The sequence below is a fragment of the Amycolatopsis iheyensis genome, assembly GCF_024703995.1.
GTDB lineage: Bacteria > Actinomycetota > Actinomycetes > Mycobacteriales > Pseudonocardiaceae > Amycolatopsis > Amycolatopsis iheyensis.
In genome coordinates this window covers 68,201-85,588 of the sequence record NZ_JAMXQV010000036.1, presented here as the reverse complement: position 1 = coordinate 85,588, position 17,388 = coordinate 68,201, and the positions used below count along the sequence as shown (strand labels likewise).

20 protein-coding genes are annotated in these 17,388 nt (G+C 72.1%); 7 read left to right on the top strand and 13 right to left on the bottom strand.

Annotated features, from left to right (window positions below; genetic code table 11):
* Window positions 1-52: 52 nt before the first annotated feature.
* Window positions 53-202: a hypothetical protein gene (locus tag M8542_RS44255; RefSeq protein WP_257926405.1), complete on the bottom strand. Its 150-nt coding sequence runs from the start codon at window positions 200-202 to the stop codon at window positions 53-55.
* A gap of 213 nt (window positions 203-415) precedes the next feature.
* Here M8542_RS44255 and M8542_RS44250 point away from each other — a divergent pair, with 213 nt between their 5' ends.
* The 3 genes from M8542_RS44250 to M8542_RS44240 all read left to right on the top strand — a co-directional run bounded on the left by M8542_RS44250 (window position 416) and on the right by M8542_RS44240 (window position 2,365).
* Window positions 416-916 carry an NUDIX domain-containing protein gene (locus M8542_RS44250; protein ID WP_257926404.1) on the top strand — a complete coding sequence of 167 codons (501 nt, stop codon included), beginning with the start codon at window positions 416-418 and terminating at the stop codon, window positions 914-916.
* A gap of 574 nt (window positions 917-1,490) precedes the next feature.
* Window positions 1,491-2,027 carry an HAD domain-containing protein gene (locus M8542_RS44245; protein WP_257926403.1) on the top strand — a complete coding sequence of 179 codons (537 nt, stop codon included), beginning with the start codon at window positions 1,491-1,493 and terminating at the stop codon, window positions 2,025-2,027.
* A gap of 80 nt (window positions 2,028-2,107) precedes the next feature.
* On the top strand, window positions 2,108-2,365 hold the full coding sequence (locus M8542_RS44240; protein ID WP_257926402.1) for a hypothetical protein: 258 nt from the start codon (window positions 2,108-2,110) through the stop codon (window positions 2,363-2,365).
* An 11-nt stretch (window positions 2,366-2,376) separates the two neighbouring features.
* Here the strand turns inward: M8542_RS44240 and M8542_RS44235 are convergent, their stop codons facing one another.
* The gene (locus tag M8542_RS44235; protein ID WP_257926401.1) at window positions 2,377-2,754 is read right to left on the bottom strand and encodes a hypothetical protein; all 378 of its coding nucleotides are present in this window, start codon (window positions 2,752-2,754) and stop codon (window positions 2,377-2,379) included.
* Between the two features lie 8 nt (window positions 2,755-2,762).
* On the opposite strand from M8542_RS44235, the gene M8542_RS44230 reads away from it, so the two are divergent.
* Window positions 2,763-3,137 carry a hypothetical protein gene (locus M8542_RS44230; RefSeq protein ID WP_257926400.1) on the top strand — a complete coding sequence of 125 codons (375 nt, stop codon included), beginning with the start codon at window positions 2,763-2,765 and terminating at the stop codon, window positions 3,135-3,137.
* Here M8542_RS44230 and M8542_RS44225 read toward each other — a convergent pair.
* The 3 genes from M8542_RS44225 to M8542_RS44215 form a co-directional block, all read right to left on the bottom strand.
* Window positions 3,115-3,369 (bottom strand): hypothetical protein, encoded by a 255-nt coding sequence (locus tag M8542_RS44225; RefSeq protein WP_257926399.1) that lies wholly within the window; start codon window positions 3,367-3,369, stop codon window positions 3,115-3,117. The two genes, M8542_RS44230 and M8542_RS44225, sit on opposite strands and share 23 nt — an antisense overlap.
* 16 nt (window positions 3,370-3,385) lie before the next feature.
* Window positions 3,386-4,165, bottom strand: a complete 780-nt coding sequence (locus tag M8542_RS44220; protein ID WP_257926398.1) for an FHA domain-containing protein — start codon at window positions 4,163-4,165, stop codon at window positions 3,386-3,388.
* A gap of 72 nt (window positions 4,166-4,237) precedes the next feature.
* Window positions 4,238-5,935, bottom strand: coding sequence for a serine/threonine-protein kinase (locus tag M8542_RS44215; protein WP_257926397.1), 1,698 nt, complete (start codon window positions 5,933-5,935; stop codon window positions 4,238-4,240).
* 92 nt (window positions 5,936-6,027) lie between these two features.
* On the opposite strand from M8542_RS44215, the gene M8542_RS44210 reads away from it, so the two are divergent.
* Both M8542_RS44210 and M8542_RS44205 read left to right on the top strand, forming a co-directional pair.
* Window positions 6,028-6,399, top strand: a complete 372-nt coding sequence (locus M8542_RS44210) for a hypothetical protein (RefSeq protein ID WP_257926396.1) — start codon at window positions 6,028-6,030, stop codon at window positions 6,397-6,399.
* Complete coding sequence (locus tag M8542_RS44205) at window positions 6,390-7,262, top strand: tetratricopeptide repeat protein (protein WP_257926395.1); 873 nt, start codon at window positions 6,390-6,392, stop codon at window positions 7,260-7,262. Before M8542_RS44210 ends, M8542_RS44205 begins: the two co-directional genes overlap by 10 nt.
* Before the next feature lie 2 nt (window positions 7,263-7,264).
* On the opposite strand, the gene M8542_RS44200 is transcribed toward M8542_RS44205, so the two are convergent.
* From M8542_RS44200 to M8542_RS44175, 6 genes are all read right to left on the bottom strand, one after another.
* Window positions 7,265-8,539, bottom strand: coding sequence for a serine/threonine protein kinase (locus M8542_RS44200; RefSeq protein ID WP_257926394.1), 1,275 nt, complete (start codon window positions 8,537-8,539; stop codon window positions 7,265-7,267).
* Window positions 8,536-10,611, bottom strand: a complete 2,076-nt coding sequence (locus M8542_RS44195; protein WP_257926393.1) for a transglutaminase TgpA family protein — start codon at window positions 10,609-10,611, stop codon at window positions 8,536-8,538. The genes M8542_RS44200 and M8542_RS44195 overlap by 4 nt, the downstream gene beginning before the upstream one ends.
* The gene (locus M8542_RS44190) at window positions 10,608-11,735 is read right to left on the bottom strand and encodes a DUF58 domain-containing protein (RefSeq protein ID WP_257926392.1); all 1,128 of its coding nucleotides are present in this window, start codon (window positions 11,733-11,735) and stop codon (window positions 10,608-10,610) included. Before M8542_RS44190 ends, M8542_RS44195 begins: the two co-directional genes overlap by 4 nt.
* Window positions 11,735-12,697, bottom strand: a complete 963-nt coding sequence (locus M8542_RS44185; RefSeq protein ID WP_257926391.1) for an AAA family ATPase — start codon at window positions 12,695-12,697, stop codon at window positions 11,735-11,737. The genes M8542_RS44190 and M8542_RS44185 overlap by 1 nt, the downstream gene beginning before the upstream one ends.
* A complete protein-coding gene (locus M8542_RS44180) occupies window positions 12,694-14,784 on the bottom strand; it encodes a fibronectin type III domain-containing protein (RefSeq protein ID WP_257926390.1) in 2,091 nt (696 codons plus the stop codon). Before M8542_RS44180 ends, M8542_RS44185 begins: the two co-directional genes overlap by 4 nt.
* A gap of 114 nt (window positions 14,785-14,898) precedes the next feature.
* Window positions 14,899-15,201, bottom strand: coding sequence for a DUF1330 domain-containing protein (locus M8542_RS44175; RefSeq protein ID WP_257926389.1), 303 nt, complete (start codon window positions 15,199-15,201; stop codon window positions 14,899-14,901).
* Window positions 15,202-15,610: 409 nt separating this feature from the next.
* Between M8542_RS44175 and M8542_RS44170 the strand changes: the two genes are divergently transcribed.
* The gene (locus M8542_RS44170) at window positions 15,611-15,886 is read left to right on the top strand and encodes a hypothetical protein (protein ID WP_257926388.1); all 276 of its coding nucleotides are present in this window, start codon (window positions 15,611-15,613) and stop codon (window positions 15,884-15,886) included.
* Between the two features lie 599 nt (window positions 15,887-16,485).
* Here the strand turns inward: M8542_RS44170 and M8542_RS44165 are convergent.
* Both M8542_RS44165 and M8542_RS44160 read right to left on the bottom strand, forming a co-directional pair.
* Window positions 16,486-16,650 carry a hypothetical protein gene (locus M8542_RS44165; RefSeq protein WP_257926387.1) on the bottom strand — a complete coding sequence of 55 codons (165 nt, stop codon included), beginning with the start codon at window positions 16,648-16,650 and terminating at the stop codon, window positions 16,486-16,488.
* A 385-nt stretch (window positions 16,651-17,035) separates the two neighbouring features.
* Window positions 17,036-17,251 (bottom strand): hypothetical protein, encoded by a 216-nt coding sequence (locus M8542_RS44160; RefSeq protein ID WP_257926386.1) that lies wholly within the window; start codon window positions 17,249-17,251, stop codon window positions 17,036-17,038.
* Window positions 17,252-17,388: the final 137 nt, after the last annotated feature.

Here is a 17,388-nt window from a genome sequence, read left to right as displayed (position 1 = left end):
ACCGACACCATGCTCACCGCTGCGTAACTCCGCCGCTCCGCGGGTCTCGGCGTCATCGACGACCTCCAGCACCTCCGCGCCGGTCACCATCCGCCGCGGCGCGACAGTCGGCGCGCACGCGGCCGTCGCGCCCGGAATCACCATCGGTCAGCACGCCCTCGTCGGACTCGGCGCCGTCGTCGGCCGCGACGTCCTCGACCACGCCCTCGTCCTCGGCAACCCCGCGCGCCAGGTCGGCTGGGTCTGTGTCTGTGCCACCCGCCTCGACGACACCCGCCGCTGCCCGAAACCCGGCTGCGACCAGCGCTACACCCTCGTCGACGGCCGGATCGAGATCGCACCGGATGTCGCAAAAGGAGACTGAAACGCCTACCGGGCGTAACAGCCGACACCGGTGTGGGTAGCCTCGCCCGGCATGACCCAGGCACCGCAGCTCTCCCCCGCCGAGCACTACGCGCGCCGCGGCAAAATGATCGCCGGCGCCGGCCTGATCATCCGCGACCAGCACGCACGCGTACTGCTCGTGCACACCACCTACGGCGCAAAACTGTGGGAGCTGCCCGGCGGCGGGCTCGAACCCGGCGAATTCCCGCCCGCCGGCGCAGAACGCGAAGTCACCGAGGAAATCGGTCTCGACGTGAAAGCCGGGAACCTGCTCGTCGCCGACCTGGTCCCTTACACGTTGCCCGACGGGCAACCGGCACTGCTCACGAACTGGCTCTTCGACGGCGGCATCGTCGAACCCGACCAGATCCGCCCTGACCTTGCCGAAGTCGACGAAGCACGCTTCTGCACGCCAGCCGACTGCCACGAACTGCTCCCGCCGCACATGGCCCGCCGCATCGACCACTGCCTGGAAGCCCTGCGAACGAGGCAACCCCTCTACCTGCACCACGGCTACCTCCCGACAAGCTGACACGTCGGACCCCGTACCCGGCGCGTTTCCGCTCGTCCTAGCGTCAGGTGCGTGACGACGAGATGACATCGACGCCCTGCTGATCGAGAACTCGCACCACACGTTGTCAAAGCAGGGATCCCAAACACCCACGATGATCACCCCATGGTTGCGCAGATCGTCCTCAAGATCACCAAAAACGGGTAGGGCAACGGCCGTCATTGCTTCCGTTTCGATGGGTTGTGCGAGCTGCGCATCGTCCAGCTCACCGGCGGTTCTTTCGCCGGGCTGCGCTTTGAAGCTCCGCTTGGATTTCTTGCGATCACCTCCGTTGCTCTTGCCCGCGGACGCCTTGCCACGTTGCGTCCGGTTCAACGTGGTTCCGCACCAGCTCGCCAAGATTTCCGGCAACCGACGATGGCCGCTCGAGCACTCGCGTGATGTGGGCAAGTGAGGTCGTCCGGACCATTTCCGCCTGTCGGGGAACTCGGGAGAATCGCCGTCGGTGCGAATGGGACAATGTGCTGGTCCCCGTCGGCAGAGGCGCGGGGGCTGACCGAAGGAGTGAGAATGCGCGGCGCGGTCGTGGCAGTGGATGTCGATGGAGTGCTGGCCCACCGATCCCGCGCCGGCAGGGGGCGAGCCGACGCTCTCGGAGCGGGGCTACCGGTCCTACGAGTTCGATGGGCTCGGCCCGAACGGTCGTCCAGCGACGGGAACCGCGTGGCTGAATCCCGAGCATGGGCAGTGGCTGCGCGAACTCGTGGATCACGGCGCTGAGCTGGTGTGGGCGACCAGCTGGGGTGTCCGCGCCGCCGAGTGGATCGCACCGCGGCTGGGTCTGCCCGAGATGGCGGTCATCGACGTGCCGAACGATGGTCCCGCGTTCGGCTGGTCTCCCAAGGTCAGGCCGATCCGCGAGTGGGTGGCCGATCGGCCGGTGGCCTGGCTGGATGATCAGTTCGGCGGTAAGGAGTACGGCTGGGCCGAGTACCGACGCGAGGACGATGGCATCCCCACCGTGATCGTCTCCGTCGGGCCTGCACTCGGACTGCAGCGTCAGCACATCGACGACGTGATCGTGTGGCTCGACACCGACGTCGTCGCCTACTTGGGAAGGGTGACTCGTTGATGGTCGTTCCTGCGCACCGGGAGTGCGTCGATCGAGCTCTGCAGAGGGCAGGCCTCGCGGGCGTCGGCCGCGTTCGCGCGGTGGACCGCGTCCTGGCCCGAATGGCCGAGGGGATCTGCCCACGTTGTGATGCCGCGCTGGGTGATTTTCCCGCCCGCTCGCGGGCGACCGAGGATCGGTGCATCCGGGTGTGCGGTGAATGCGGCAGCCACGAAGGCGCCCACGCACTCGCCCAACCCACCGAGACCGAGCCGATCGCTGACTGGCCGCTGGACGCCTCCGAGGTCCGCGCTCAGTTCCAGACCGTGCTACGCCACCTGGAACATCCCACCGACTGACCGATCCCCGATCAGAACGGCGCGTCGTGCCAGTCCACTTCGCCCTGCCCGTCCAACGGGACCGGCATCCGGATCGTTCCCAGGTCAAACTCAACTCGTTCGCCGGCGGCAATCTCGGCCGCGAACGACCAAGGACGACGCGCCCTCCTGCGCCGGTTACGGCGGCCGGACACTACGTTCAGGCTGATCGCGAAACGCGATACTCCCTGCCACCAGGTCTCGGCAGGCTTCTCGTCCAGCGCACCCCGCAGCTCTTCGAGGACGTTGCTGGAGTAACACCAGGTGTTGATGATGGGCTTGGCGTAGTCGTCGTTCTCCTTGATGGCCAGCCGCGTGATCAGCGCAGTCGTCCGACTGGTCTCCCTCAGGTACCAGAGTGACCGGCACACCTTCCTTCTTGACGATCCGCAGGTTGATCGTCGGCCCCGCACTCTCGGAGACGAGCCCGACCGCCGCGATCCCGGGAAAGAGCCTGTCCAGATCGGTGATCCCGCTGCCGATCCGCCGGCCGAGCTCCTGCAACGTGCCTCCGCCGGGCCGGAGCTTCTCTCCCTGCATCGCGCCGTCCACGATCGACAGCGCGAAGCCTCGCCGTCACCTCGGCGCCGCGGCGCTTGCCCGGTTGCAGAAGACGCGCGACCTCACGGATCTCTTCCATGAAAACCGCGATGGGGTCGAGCGGCGCGATCGTCGCGATTGGCAGGACGCGATCGGAGAGGACGTCGCACGGTTTTCACCGAAAATGTGCCTCAGGAAGTCCCCGACAGCGTGATCCCGGACTGGGCCTGCAGGTAGAGCTGCCCTTCACCGATGTCCAGCAGGTGGTGCTGCGCGGCGTCCCGAAGACCGTTGATCGACTGCAGGGTCAGCGCCTGCTCCTCGGAGAGGAACTGGATCTTCCCGGTCGAGAGGGCGCGGCGGACACACTGGTCGAAGCCGATAGTGCTCTTCTCGCCCGGATCGCGGATCCATCCGCCGCGGTGCAAGATCGCCGCCTTCAGCAACCGTCGTCCCGGGCGCTCAGTCCCAGCCGTCCAACAGGCTGAGGTCGGACGGAACAAGCGTCGACGTGCTCATCAGCGCCTGGATCAGGTTGTGGTTGAGCATGTTGCCGATCGGCTCGACCAGTTCGTCCTTCGTCAGGCCGGGCACGCCGTCCTGGTTCAGCCGCAGCCGGACCGCGGCGATCGTGCGGTCGACCTTCTTCTCGGTCCACTCGCCGTCGGGCTGCAGCTCCGCCATCTCCTCGGCGACTTGCTTCCGGCCCAGTGGCTGGGCGAACGCCTCCTGCGCGAAATAGCGCTGCCCCAGCACGACGAGCACCAGCTTTTCGTCCGGAGTCAGCCAATACCGCTTCGGCGGCTGGGTGACGGCGTCGAACAGCGATGGCGGGCAGGAGCCGTCCGGGCCGATCACATACACCTCCATCATGTGCTCGCGGCCACGGGTGCCGCGCACGAACATCGGGGTGTAGCCGGGCACCAGCGGCAGCGGGTCGTGCTCGGGGTACAGCCACTGGTCGCCGGGCAGCCGGATGGGCAGGCGGCCCGTGTTGGCCAGCTGCCAGCCGCCGCCCGAGTGGCTGATCAGCCCGGTTTGCCGGCTGACCCGCAGGTCGTCCTCGCCGATGCACAGGTCCACCTGCGGCCGGTTGCGGCCGAACCGCAGCTCCCGGCCCGGCGCCGGCGCGAGGGAGACGCCCTGCGACAGGGCCAGCGCGAACAGGGAACCCGGCACCGGGTCGGTCACCCCGCCGCGCAGGTGCTCGTACTTCCGCGTGTCCACCCGTGTCCCGCCCATCCGTCCTCCCGCCGCCGCTGTCCGCCATGCCCGGTCATGGTCCCCCGGCGCGAGCGGGACCCCTCCCGGTCCTCAGCGCGACAGCCGCTGCGCCACCGTGTCCGCCAAGCGCCGCGCCGGATCGCACAGCTGCTCGGGCTGCTTCTCACTGTCTTCGACGTCGACCAGCACCAGTTCGTCGACCCGGGGCCGGGTGTCCTCGACGTAGCTGCGGTAGACGATGGCCACCTCGCAGTCGGTGTCACTGCGCCCCTGCGGCAGCACCCGGGCGTCGAAACCGCCGACTCGGAGCGCGGTGCTTCCGGACGCGGCGAAGCTTTCGGCGAGCGTCCGGTCGAAGACCACCTTCGCGACGCCCGACCGGTCGGTGAAACTCCATTGGCATTCCCAGTCCCCGAAGGAATGGACCTGGTTCAGCGGCCCAGGGCCGAGCGCCGCCGTGACAACTGGTGCGTCGAGCAGCGTGCAGGCGTCCTTGGCGGCGAGCGACCCGGCTTCGAGCGTCCGCCGCGCGATCCGGCCGGCGTTCAGGGAGACCAGTGCACTGCTGGTGATCGCCTCGGCCATGCCGCACAGGTCGACATTCCGGTCGCCGGTCTGGTCCGCGTCGATGACGACCTGGTGGCCGGGCAGCAGCAGGATCCGGGTGCAGCTGCCGTCTTCGGCGGGTGGGCGCTGGATCCCGACAGCGCCGACCTGCTGCACCGGCGTGGCGTCGTCCTGCTCGTCGACCGCGAACTCCACTCTGACGTCGACGTAGTCCTTGCGGTCCTTGGTCAGGTAGACCAGCGCGTCGCAGCGGTTGAAGTTGCCGTAGTCGCGCGAAGTTTCGACGACGCCGTAGCCGGCGAGCGCGTTGGCGTAGGTCAGGGCGCACGGGTCGGCGGTGCGCGGATCGCCCATGACCGACTCGGGACCGGACGCAGAAACGGACGACGACGGCTCCGAGGCAGCCGGCTCGGTGTCCCCGCGGGTCGTGAACCAGACCACCGAGGCTGTCACCAGTGCCAGCACGACGATCCCCGCCGCGACCAGCCGCCACCGCCGCGGGGTGCGGGGTCTCGCCAGCGCCGCGAACTGCTGCCGAACGGTGTCCGCCGTCGGCCGGGCCTCCGGGTCGCGGTCGGTGAGCCGGGACAGCAGGACGCCGAGCGGCGCGCCTTGCGCGGCTTCGGGAGCGGGATGCCCCTCGACCGCGTACCTGATCGTCATGCCCAGGGAAAACACGTCCGACGCGGCGGTCGCCCGGTTTCCGCGGACGACCTCGGGCGCCTGGAACCCGGGCGTGCCGCCGCCGGTTTTCGGGTCCTCGGTCCGGGTGTCGCTGGCCCAGGTGGCGATGCCGAAGTCGGTGAGCTTGGCGGTGCGGTCCGCGGTCACCAGGACGTTCGCCGGGGTGACGTCGCGGTGGGTCATGTTCAGGTCGTGCAGGTGCGCCAGCGCGGCGGCGATCTGCGCGCCGATGACGGCCGCCTCGCGCGGCGGCAGCGGACCGTCGTCCTCGCGGATCTGCCGCAGGCTGCGCGACGGCAGGTACTCCAGCACCAGGCATTCGCGGCCGTCGTCGGTCTTGACCAGGTCGTAGGCGGCGATCACGTTGGGGTGCCCGAGCCGAGCGCCGGCGACGGGTTCGTCGGCCGAGACACCGACCTTGAGCGCCACCGGCCGGCGCAGCGTGGTGTCCGTCGCCAGCCACACGACGCCCATGCCGCCTCGCCCGATCTGTTCTACCAGCCGGTAACGGTCAGCGATCAGATCACCACGATCCATCGGCCGAACATAGCGGGTGCAGGGCCGGCCGACGCGGGAAGGGTCCCGCGACCACCGGCTTAGGCTCCGGCCATGGACAGACGGACGCACCCGTGACCCATCGGCTCCTCCGGTCGCTCGGTGGGCATCTGCGCCAACGCGGCCACCACGTCGCTTTCCGCATCGCGCCGCCGGTTTGGGACGAATCCCAGTGGCGACTCGACCGCCTGCTGCGCGACCTCGCCACGGCTGCGGCGATCGGGGCGCGAGACGCCGAGGTCGTCCGGCTGACCGGCGACGACCCGGCCGGGCGGCCGGTGGCGCTGTTCCGGTGGTTGCGCGACCCCGGCACCCAACCGGGTCCGGCCGACGAGCTGTTTGCGCGGGGTGCGCGCGCGGCGGCCGATGGTGACCTGCGCGAACTTCGTGCCGTCAATGAAGAACTGCTGCGGCTCATCTCTTTCGGCGGGCGGCCGTGGACGTGACGCGTTCCCTGGCCGCGAGCCTTTCGGCCGCCGAAGCGGCCGCACTGGCGCGGGCCGGGGACCTCACCCGCGCAGCGGCAATCCTCGCGGAGCTCGACGCGGCGGGCGACGCCGGCCCAGCCGAGTTCGACCTGCTCGCGCGGATCCACGCCCAGCGCGGCGATCTCGACCAGGCCGACCTGTCCTGGGCACGGGCGCAGGCCACCGACCCCGAGCACCCCGGCGCGGCCGCGGGCCGGGCCACGATCGAGGCCATCCGCGCGCGCCGCCGGCCGCCGCGGCCGCTGCTGCGGCCGTCCCGGGCGGCCGCGGTGGTCCTCGTCGCCGGCCTGGTCGCCCTCGGTGTCTCGGTCACCGGCGGCTCGACGGACTCTCCGCCACCGGCCGGGCGCGACTCGGCGCGCGTTGCCCAGCTCGAACAGCAGCTGGGCGCGCAGGAAGCCGCCGCGGCCCGGCGCGAGGCGGCGGTCAACGCGGCTGCGGCGGCGGTGGCACAGCCCGGCGTGACCGTCCGGACCACGCCGGACGCGGTGGAGGTCCGGTTTTCCGGCGGCCTCTACCGCTCGGGCGATCAGCTCACCGCGGAAGGCAAACAGCGGCTCCGCCGGCTCGGCTCGGCGCTGTCGGGCACCGGCGGCACGATCACCGTGATCGGCTGGACCGTGGCCGTGCCCGGCGGGCCGGCGGCGGGTGGTTCACCGGTGGCCTGGAGCCGGGCCCGCGTGGCCGCCGTCGAACTCGCCGCGGCGAGCGGCCTGCCGCTCACCCGGTTCACCTTGGCCGGCGGGGACCAGGACGATCCCCCGTTCCGCGACCCGGCGTCGAACCGCACGGTCACGCTCCGGATCTCACCGGCCGGCTGAGATCACCGGTTGCACACCGCGCCGCGGATCGAGCGGGACAGGCTGGTGTAGACGGCCCGGCCGTCGGTCGCCCGCACCTCGAAGCAGTAGCGCTTCAGCGGATCGACCCGGACCGTCGTGGTGTGCGTGCGGCCGGCCAGCTCCGCGTGGTTCGGCTCGCCTTCCGGCGCGACGATCACCGCGTAGTCGATCCCGGCCAGCGCACTGGTCCAGCTGAGCACGACCTGGCTGCCGTGGTCCTGGGCTTCGGCCAGCTCCAGCCCGGCGTCCTCGGGCGCCTTCACCGGCGACGACGCCGGCGCGGTCGTGGCCGAGTCGTCCGTGCCGCCGGTGAAGAAGGCCGCCGCCGCGATCGCGGCAACGCACACCGCAGCGGCGCCGCCGAGCACGAGGTTCGGGCGAAGCCGCTTGGTCCGGGCCGGCCGTACGGCGTCCAGCGTCGGCACCCGCGACGGCTGCGCAGACCAGCTGCTCGCCTCGACGGGTCCGGTCTCGGCGGACTCCGGCAGCAGCTCGGCGAACCGCGCGGCGACCCAGGCGGCGTCCGGCGGGCGGTGGTCGGGGTTCGGCGCGAGCAGCCGGCCCACCACCGCCGACAGGACGACCGGGACGTCGGGATCGTCGATCACCGGGACGGGAGTGCGCAGCAGCCGCATGATCCGTTCGCCGACCGGCTCACCCAGTTGCCCGGGTAGCGGGATACGGCCGGTCAGCGCCCGGTGCAGGAGCGCACCGAGACCATAGAGGTCGGTCCGCTCGTCGAGGGTTTCGTCCCGCAGCGTCTCCGGCGCCAGGTACCCCAGCTCGCCGTCGATGTCACGCGGGAACGCCCGGCGCAGCGCAACGCCGAAGTCTGCCAGGACCGGTTCTCCGGTCGGCCGGAACAGCACGTTCGCGGGCTGCACCCGGCCGTGCACCACGCCGGCCGCATGCGCGCCCGCGAGCGCGGTCGCCACCACGTGCCCGAGCACGATGGCGTCGCCCGCCTGCAGCCACCGGTCGCCGTCGATCAGCCGGGCGAGGGTTTGCGGGCACAGCTCCATCCGGAGCGCGTGCCGTCCGTCGGCCCGCTGTTCGACGCCGTCGGCCGGGAGCACCGAAGGCAGGTCCCGGAGCCGGGCGGTGTCTCGTTCGACCTCGGCCAGCGTCGCCCGGTCGAACCGGGCCGGGAAGACCTTGAGCGCCACCGGGACGTCGTCGAACAGTCCGGAGTAGACAGTCGCGACCGGCCCGGCGCCGAGCGCGGGTTCGTCGGGCACGGTCAGCACGCTCGTCATGACGGCACCGCCCGCAGGCTCCGCACGTCGAAGGTGGCTCGCAGGCGGGCCCGCCACGCCGCGCCGGCCAGGCCCTTGCGGACCGCCCGCACCGCCGACCACGCCTGGTCCACGGTCCGGTGGTCGGCGGCGGCGCCGGACCACAGCGCGACGTCCACCTGCCGCGCCAGCCAGCTCAGCCCCTCTTCGACCGATTTGTCCACAGTGGACGGTAGGCCGCGGGCGAGGTCGCGCACGGTCGCCCCGCGGGGTGTGGCGAAGCCATGCGCCCGCAGGACGTCCCGAGCCTCTTGCCACGCGGCGACGACGGCGTCCGCGCCGGTGCGGCGCCGCCGCCGTGCCGTGCGCACGGCACGCAGGACGGGGATCGCCGCAGTCAGCAGGACGAGCAGCACGACGGCGCCGAGGCCGAGCCGGGCGGCCGCGTCCAGGAACCAGCTCGCCGGCGAGCCGCCGGACGTCGGCGGCGCGGGGCCGTCCCTCGGGACGTCCGGGTCGCGCAGCTGGGGCTGGGGCGGGAGTTCTCGCCGCGCCTGATCGGTGACGCGGGCCAGCGCGCCCGGCGTCGCGCCGGTCCCGCGGGCCGCGCTGCCGGTCGGGTCGAGCGGCACCCAGCCGACCCCGGAGACGGCGACTTCGGGCCAGGCGAACGCGTCGCCGTTGTGGACGGTCACCGGGCTCCCGCCACCCGGCGGGGTCCGGAAGCCGACCGCGATCCGGGCGGGAATGCCGACGATCCGCGCGAGCGCGACGTACGCGGCCGCGAACTGCCCGCTGGTGCCGGCCCGGGTCGTCGTCAGGAAGGCGGTCAGCTGCGGCCACCCGCTGCCGGTCGGCAGCACCGGGCCGGTGGCCACGCGGTAGTTCCCGGCGAGGTAGCGCTCCAGCACCAGTGCCGCCCGGAACGACGGCCGCAGCCCGCCGGTCGCGGTCTTCGCCAGCTCGGCGACGCCCGGCGGCACCTGCCCGACCCCGCCGGTCACCGCGGCCGGGTCGATCCCGGCGTCGAGCAGGTCCCCCGGGGCGACGGCAGGTTCCCGCCAGCCGAGCTCGTAGCCGACCGCGCCGCGGCGGTCGGGCAGCAGCAGGGTGCCGGTGTGCGGGTCGACCAAGGGCGCGGCCCCGGAGACCGCGGCAGGTTCGGCCTGGCTGGGCAGCCAGGGGCCGCTCGCGTCCGCCGGGACCGTGATCCGCGCCCGGTGGGTGGCCTCGCCCAGCGACGACCCCAGCCGAAGGTAGTCCGCGCCGGCTCGCCACGTGACGCCGTCGAAGTCGTCGAGAACCGCGGTCCGCCACCGGTCGACCGGCGCGCTGCTGGTGTAGCTGAACACCGCCGGCGCCGGGTGGGTCAGCCGGTCCGCGACGTCGTCGAGCGGGTCGTCGACGCGCAGGGCCGGTGGCGCGGCGGCATCGCGGGCGATGGCCAGCGACGGCCGGGCGCCCTGGTCGATCGCGGTGAGCCCGGCCGCGGCGGCGACCGCGAGCACCGCGGACGGCACCACCAGCAACACCCGGGCCCCGCCGCGGCGGGTCAGGACCAGCAGCGCGCCCGCGACCACGCAGTACGCGAGCCCGGCCGCCGTCGCGACCGGTCCGGACAGCGCCGCGAAGGCCTGGCTCAAGCCCGCGACGGCCAGCCCCGGCACCAGCGCCACCGCGGGACGGCGGAGCAACTCGACGCCGAGCATGGCGGCGGCCAGCACCGCGAGCGGGACGAACAGGAGCAGCTCCGCGTCCGCGCGCGCCGGCCACGTCGACTGGAGGGTCAGCTGCCAGGACCGGGTGACGCCCGCGAGCAGCCCGCGCAGCATCGCCGCGTCCGGCAGGCCCGGCCCGAACTCCAGCTCCCCCAAGGCGAGCAGGCCGAGCAGGAGGACCACGACCGGGCGCCACGGCCGCAGCGCACCGGCCCGGGCGCAGAGTTCCGCGCCGGCGAAGGCGGCCACCAGCACGACGGCGAGCGGCGGCAGCAGCGCGCCGGCCCCGAACACGGGCGCGAACAGCAGCCCGGCCAGGCCGGTGGCCAGCAGCAGCAACGTCGTCGTCAGTCGTTGTGTCCATTGTGGAGTCATCGGGCGACCGAGTTCCAGCGCCGGGCCGCGTCGGCTGCGTCGGAGACCTCGAGCACGGTCGCGCCGGGAATCCCGGCCAGCGTGCCCTGTTCCCCGAAGACGAAGACGACGAGAGGCGCGTAGCGGTCGCGCAACGCGGCCAGCGCGGTCCGGTCGGCGGGTGTGCTGCCCGCGGTGACCACGGCCAGTCCCCCGACGCCGCCGCGGGTCAGCTGTTCGGGCACGAGCGCCCCGCCTGCCGACGATTCGAGCACGCACAGCGCGTCCAGCAGCGGCCGCACCGACCGCACGCCGCCGGCGGTGTCGAGGTCGAGGCCGGCCGAGGACACCAGCCGCGCCGGCCGGTCCGCGCGCGCGGCCGACGTCACCAGCGACGCGGCGAGGTCGACCGCCTCCTCCAGCACCGGCCCCCGCAGGCGGCTGTCCAGCAGCGCGGTGAACCGCGGCTGGTCCGGGTCGACGTGGTCGCGGACCATCAGCAGGCCGGTCCGCGCGGTCGCTTTCCAGTGCAGGTGGCGGACTTCGTCCCCGGGCACGTATTCCCGCACCTCGCGCAGGTCGTAGGAGCCGCGCAGCCGGTTGTCGGCCACGGTGCCCTCGTGGTGGTGCCGCGGCCGGCCCCCACCGGGCTGGTGCAGGACGTGCACCCGCGGGTGCACCCACAGCGTCGCGATCTCCCCGGCGGCCAGCTGCCGGCTGCCGAGCCCGAACGGGTCACCCCGGTCCAGGGTGAGCGGGCCGACCTGGTGCCGGCCCCGCCGGGCGGTCGGCAGTTCGTAGCGGTGCACGGCTTCGGCGTTCGGGGCCAGCGCGCGGATCCGGACCGCGCGCAGGCCACCGCCGATGCGGTCCCCCGCGCTGAAGGCGACCTGCCGCCGTCCCGTCGGGTTGTGCACCCGCAGCGTGGCCACGGCGGGCCGCCCGCGCTCGACGCGGTCCGGGTAGACCTCGCGGGTGACGGCGACGCGCGGCCGGCGTCCGGTCAGCACGACCGCCGCCAGGAGCGCGCCTGCGCCGGCGCCGGCGATCGCCAGGAAGAATGGGTAACCGGCCCACTGGGCGAAGGCGAAGAGCACGACAGTGCCCGCGAAAATCCCGATACCGCGCCGGGTCAGCCGGATCATCAGGCCGTCTTCCCCGCCCTCATCGGGGCCGGGGTCGCGGCGAGGACCTCGTCGACGACCTCGGTGGCGCGGCGGCCGTTCAGCTCGGCGTCGGCCGTCAGGATCAGCCGGTGCGCGAGCACCGCGTGGGCAACGTCCTTGACGTCGTCGACCGTGACGAACGCGCGGCCGTCCGTCGCCGCGAACGCCTGCCCGGCGCGGATCAGCGCGATGCTGCCACGCGGGCTGGCCCCGTAGCGCAGCGCGACGTGCGTGCGGGTCGCGGCCGCGAGCCGGGCGGCGTACTCGCAGACCGCGCGGTCGACGTGCACGACGCGCACCTGCTGGATCGTCTGCCGCAGCGTGGGGATGTCCACCACCGGGTTCAGCTCGTCCGGGCCGACGCCGGCACAGTCGCCCATGATCACCATGACCTCGGACGCGAGATCCGGGTAGCCGACGTCCAGGCGCATGAGGAACCGGTCCAGCTGCGCCTCGGGCAGCCGGTAGGTGCCGGCCAGCTCGATCGGGTTCTGCGTGGCGACGACCAGGAACGGCCGCGGCACCTCGTGCCGGACCGCGTCGACCGTGACCGTCCGCTCCGCCATCACCTCGAGCAGCGCCGACTGCGTCTTCGGCGTGCCGCGGTTGATTTCGTCCGCCACGACGACGTTGGCGAACACGCCGCCGGGGTGGAACTCGAAGCGCTCTTCCTTCTGGTGGTACACCGGCACGCCGGTGATGTCGCCGGGCAGCAGGTCAGGCGTGAACTGGATGCGGTTCCACGAGCCGCCGATGCTGCGCGCCAGGCAGCGGGCCAGCGTCGTCTTGCCCACGCCGGGCACGTCTTCGACGAGCAGGTGCCCTTCGGCGAACAGCGCCGCGACGGCGAGACGCACGACGTCGGGTTTGCCGCGTAGGACACTGTGGACGTTCGCGGCGATCCGCTCGTAGACGGCGCCGGGCTGAAGTACTGGTGTCATTGGCTCTTCCAGTTGATTCGGTTGGAGGTGATCCGGCCGTCCGGGGTCTCCACACTCACCCAGACCGTCTGGCCGGGTTCGTCGTAGTCGAGCTGGTTGTAGGTCAGGGAGCCGTTCCCATTGGTCCGCGCGGACTCGGTCCGCACGTTGGCGTTGCTCTCGGAGCTGAGCCTGATGGCGTAGGTCGTGTTCGGGGCGAAGCCGGTCATCGTCACGTTCACCCGGGCACAGTCCGGCGCGTCGCAGTTGCCGCTGCTGGTGGGCGCGCCTTGGCTGATGGTGATCTTCGGCGACGGCACGGTGACGCTCTTCGACGCCGCCGCGCCGGTGCGGGTCTGCCCGTCGGGCGTCCGGGTCACCGCGCGGACGGTGAAGGTGTAGGTCTTCCCCGCGCTCAACCCGGAGTACGTCGCCGTCGTGCCGGACACCGTCTGCTGCGCCAGCCCGGTCCCGGTGACGACGTAGTGCACCAGCTGCCCGCCCCCGAGATCGGGCTGGGTCCAGGACAGCGAGGCATCGCCGTCTCGGTAGGCCGCGGTGAGCTTCGGCGCCGAGGCGGCCGCCGCCGGGGTCGCGGACGCCGACGCGCCCGGCCCCGTGCCCGCCTTGTTCTGAGCGACAACGGTGAACGTGTAGCGGGTTCCGTTGGCCAGCCCGGTGATCTCGACCTGCCGGGTCCCGCCACCGACCGTCCGCGAGCCGCCGGCCCAGCTGATCCGGTAGGCCGTCACGGCCGCCCGGTTGTCCGCCGCCGCACCCCAGCTCACCGTCGCCGAGCTGTCGCCGCCGGTCGCCGACACCCCCGGCGGCGCGCCCGGCGGACTGGCCGGAACGGCAGGCGGTGACGGGTTCCGCGGCGGTGGCGGCGGCTCGTGGGGCTTGGGCTTGTCGCCGGCACCGCCGTCGGGATTGTTTCCGGTGCCCGGGTGCTCAACCGGGACCACCACCGGCGGCTGCCCCGGAGTCGGGTGGTCCGGCACCGGCTGGTCCGGTTTGCCGGCGGGCGGCACGACCGGGACGTCGGTGATCTTGCCGTCCTTGCCGACGACCAGCACGTGGGTGCCCTGCGCGCCGTCGACGTAGACGCGGGCGTCTTCGCCGCGAACGATCCGGGATGTTCCTTCGCCGGGCGGCACCGGCCTGGCGTCGGTGGGCCGGCCGGCGGCGTCGAAGGTGAGCAGGGTGCCGGTGCTGCGGTTCACCACGGCGACGACGGGGCCACCGGCCACCGGGCCGTCGTACTGCCCCGCGGGCAGCGCCACGACGATCGCCGGGCGCGGGTTCGGTGCCGGATCGACGAGGTACAGCCGGTTCGCCGACGAATCGAGGACGGGCACCCGGCCGGCGACGTCGTTGGCGGCCGGCCGCAGGTCCGCGGTGGCCGCGACGCCCATCGGCACCGCCGCGCCGAGACCGTCCGCCTCGACCGTGCGCACGGAACCGTCGGTTGTGTCGACGAAGTGCAGAGCGTCCCCGACCAAGGTGAACGCGCCTTGGTGAACAGCAGGCAGCGCCACGGGGCAGGACGAGAGGCTGACCGCGCCGCGGTCGAGCCGGCAAAGCAAGCCGGAACTGGTTCGAGGCAGCCACAACGTGCCGTCGGCGGTGGCGACCGGGTCACCGACCGGGCCACCGGCGGACATCGTCGCCGCCGGGTCCCCGAGCCGTGCGACCTGCCCCGCCCGGCGGTACACCAGGTACGGACCGCCGGCGGTCTCCACCCCCACCGGAACCTCGGCCGACGGCGGCGTCACCGACGGCCCGGCCGTCAGGTCCGACTTGCCGAACTCGGTGATCCGCGTGCCGCCCACGACGTACCCGCTGGAATCCCCCTGCAGCACCTGACTCCCCGGGTCACCGGGCACGGCGGCGCGCGCGTCGATGGCGGCAGTACCACCGTCGACGTGAAAGGCCACATGCAGCACCGAGTTGTAGACCCAGTGGCCACCGGGCACCACCCGCAGGCCCGGCAGCGGGTTCGCGGCCCCGGTGACAGCGGCGGCCACACCCGCGGTCACCACCACGACAATCCCCACGACCGGCAGCCGGGCGCGCCATGCGTGCTTTCGCCGAGTGCTCTTCGTCACGGGAGCGGACAGTAACCACGCGAACCGGGAGGGGTCCCGCGAACAGCCGGGAGGACAGTCTTCCCTGCAAGATGCCCGACGGAGTCCTTCAGCGAGGATCCGACCGGACCCCGGTCAGTCGATTCCTTCGACGATGCGGAAGTCGCGCGCGAAGCCGTCGGAGAGTACAGCCAGCGCCTCCTGGTAGGCCGCACTCTCGTATGCGGCCACCGCCTGTTCAAAGCTGTCGAACTCGATCAGGACGACGCGCTCGGCGATTCCGGCTTCGTCTGCGACGACCCGGCTACGGCCGCGGGCGAACGTCCGCCCGTAACCTTGACGGCGCTGCCGGCCAGGAGCAGGGGGCGGAGATCCGCGTCCGGGCCTGCGGCGTCGGCCGAGAACATCGATCCCGCCCTCGTCTGTATGCTCCTGCATCGACCGGACACGTCGACCGCAGAAGCTTCCGTGCTCGTGGCCACACGAGGGTCCCGCCGCCTGCGCTGAGGCCGTCCCGCAGGTTGCGAATGCGACAACCCAGCACGCCGGCTCGCGGCGCGAGCAGGTGCGCACCGAGTCCCAAGGGCGTCCGCGACTCGATCACGGCGCGCCGGAGGAACACAGCCGACAGCGGCAGCCCCCAGCGAGCCGGCCCAATCCAATCCAGCAGCGGCAGCTTCCCCAGTCCGAACAGCAGAACCTGGAACAGGCCAGGTACCGACAGCCTCGATCTTCGGTACCTGGCCCCGGACGCGCCTGGGCGGCGTGTCGTCCCGGCGACGTCCGGCTGTCAGTCCGTCAGGCCGGGTACGCGCTGCCCGTCACGGTCACTGGCCCGGGGTGGGTGATGGTGCCCCCGAAGCAGACCGACCACGAGTGCGGGGCCACTCCGGACCCGCTGCAGGTCCAGGTTTTGTCCAGATCGCTGGCCTTCAACCGCACCGTCGCCCCCATCGACGTGGACGTGGATCGGTTGTTGCGCACGATCACGGCGCCCTGCACGCCGGTCCCGGACACCGTCCGGACCGCGCAGACCTGCCACTTGATCCCGGACGGCGACTCCACGGTCGAGGTACAGTTCCAGTGGCTGGCGCTGGAGGTGATCGGGTTGGTGTTGCCGTAGGGACGCCAGGTTCCCCTCAAGGCAGTGGAGGCGGTGGCAGTCCCCGCGGCTCCCAAAGTCACCCCGAGAAAGACCGACAGCCCCAAGGCCCCCAGCCCGGCCGACGACAGTTTCTTGTGCATTTTCTCCCCTTTTCTCGCTACTTCGACATGGCCGAATGCACCGGAGGACATCGCCCCGGCCGCACCCCTCAATCGGACGCCGGGGCGCTTTCCGATCACTTTCAATCCGGTGTCCTGTCAGGTCACGGACTCGCGAAGGACTCGCCGGGCGGCTTCCAACGATTCACGCGATACTGCAGGACATGGGGCTGGGGGTTTCGGGTGCTGGGGCCGGTGCAAGCGAGCATGGACGGGGTTCTCCTCGCCACTGACGGCGAACGACCGCTCGTGGAGCTGGTCGGGCTGCTGACCCGGTGGCTCTGGGACGACGGCCCGCGCAACACCCGCGCCGCCATCCAGACCTACGTCTCCCGCCTTCGACGCGGCGTTCGGTTCCGCCGATGTGCTGCGGACCGAACAGGGCGGCTACCGCTTCCTCGTGCCCGACGAGACTGTCGACCTGATCCGGTTCCGCTCGGCCGCTGCCCGGGCTGGGCTTCAAACCGGCCACGGCGCCCACACCGAGGCCGTCGCCGCCTTCGACGCGGCGCTCGCCGAACGGTCGGGCGAGCCGCTGTCCAACGTGGCGTCGCAGCCGCGCCGCGGGAAGAAGCGCTCGCCGTCCGGGAGGCCCGCGCCGACGCGCTGCTGGTCCTCGGGCAAAGCCGGCAGCTTGGATGAGGAGCTCGGCCTCCGAGCTCGGCCTGGGGCTGCTGGAGCTGCGCCAAGCGGTCATCACCGCAGACCCCGCGCTGGACCGACGCCCGGCGCCGACCAGCGAACCCTCCGCACCCCAACTGCTCCCGACCGATTCCAGGATTGCGCCGCGGTCGCGCGCGATCCCGTACCGCGGTGTCGAGGCTACGCTCGGCGTCGGCGTGACGACCTCAGTTGACCTGTTCCCCTTGACAAATCACCAGAGCGCGCTCCACGTGAGTGAGCGCTTCTTCCGGACGGCCCGGGTTGACGAAAAGTTCGTCGAGCACGCGGTTGGCTGCAGATCCAGCCCTGCCTCGTAGGCTGTTTCGACGGCTGACATGGAGTTTGCCTATCTGGCCAGGCTCCAGCCGACAGACTCGTCCGGGTCGGTGAAGCTCTCGACGACCGGGCCATCGGCGCATTCCAATTCGGCATTGGGCCGGGAGGCATCGAACGCGTTCGATCGCACAGGCAGGTCGTGCAGTTCCCAGCGGTTCGACCGCCGCTCGAACAAGTGCGCTGCGCTGAGCTGGTGCCGCAGTCGGCCCGCCTCGGGTACTTCCACCGCTGGCGCCGAGGTCCCTGTCATCACCGTTGCCCAGGTCGAAGGCGCGGGACCCGGGACCTTCGTCGAACTCGGCTATGGCGTCCTCCATCGAACGGCCTGCGTGGCGGTTGGCCCGTTCGCCCAGAATATGGATC

Bases quoted from the DNA above. Each gene is read 5' to 3' on its own strand.
- M8542_RS44170 (WP_257926388.1), top strand. From the start codon at position 15,611: ATGGTGCCCCCGAAGCAGACCGACCACGAGTGCGGGGCCACTCCGGAC.
- M8542_RS44195 (WP_257926393.1), bottom strand. From the start codon at position 10,611: ATGACTCCACAATGGACACAACGACTGACGACGACGTTGCTGCTGCTG.
- M8542_RS44175 (WP_257926389.1), bottom strand. From the start codon at position 15,201: ATGCAGGAGCATACAGACGAGGGCGGGATCGATGTTCTCGGCCGACGC.
- M8542_RS44185 (WP_257926391.1), bottom strand. From the start codon at position 12,697: ATGACACCAGTACTTCAGCCCGGCGCCGTCTACGAGCGGATCGCCGCG.
- M8542_RS44220 (WP_257926398.1), bottom strand. From the start codon at position 4,165: ATGGGCGGGACACGGGTGGACACGCGGAAGTACGAGCACCTGCGCGGC.
- M8542_RS44200 (WP_257926394.1), bottom strand. From the start codon at position 8,539: ATGACGAGCGTGCTGACCGTGCCCGACGAACCCGCGCTCGGCGCCGGG.
- M8542_RS44250 (WP_257926404.1), top strand. From the start codon at position 416: ATGACCCAGGCACCGCAGCTCTCCCCCGCCGAGCACTACGCGCGCCGC.
- M8542_RS44245 (WP_257926403.1), top strand. From the start codon at position 1,491: ATGTCGATGGAGTGCTGGCCCACCGATCCCGCGCCGGCAGGGGGCGAG.
- M8542_RS44190 (WP_257926392.1), bottom strand. From the start codon at position 11,735: ATGATCCGGCTGACCCGGCGCGGTATCGGGATTTTCGCGGGCACTGTC.
- M8542_RS44215 (WP_257926397.1), bottom strand. From the start codon at position 5,935: ATGGATCGTGGTGATCTGATCGCTGACCGTTACCGGCTGGTAGAACAG.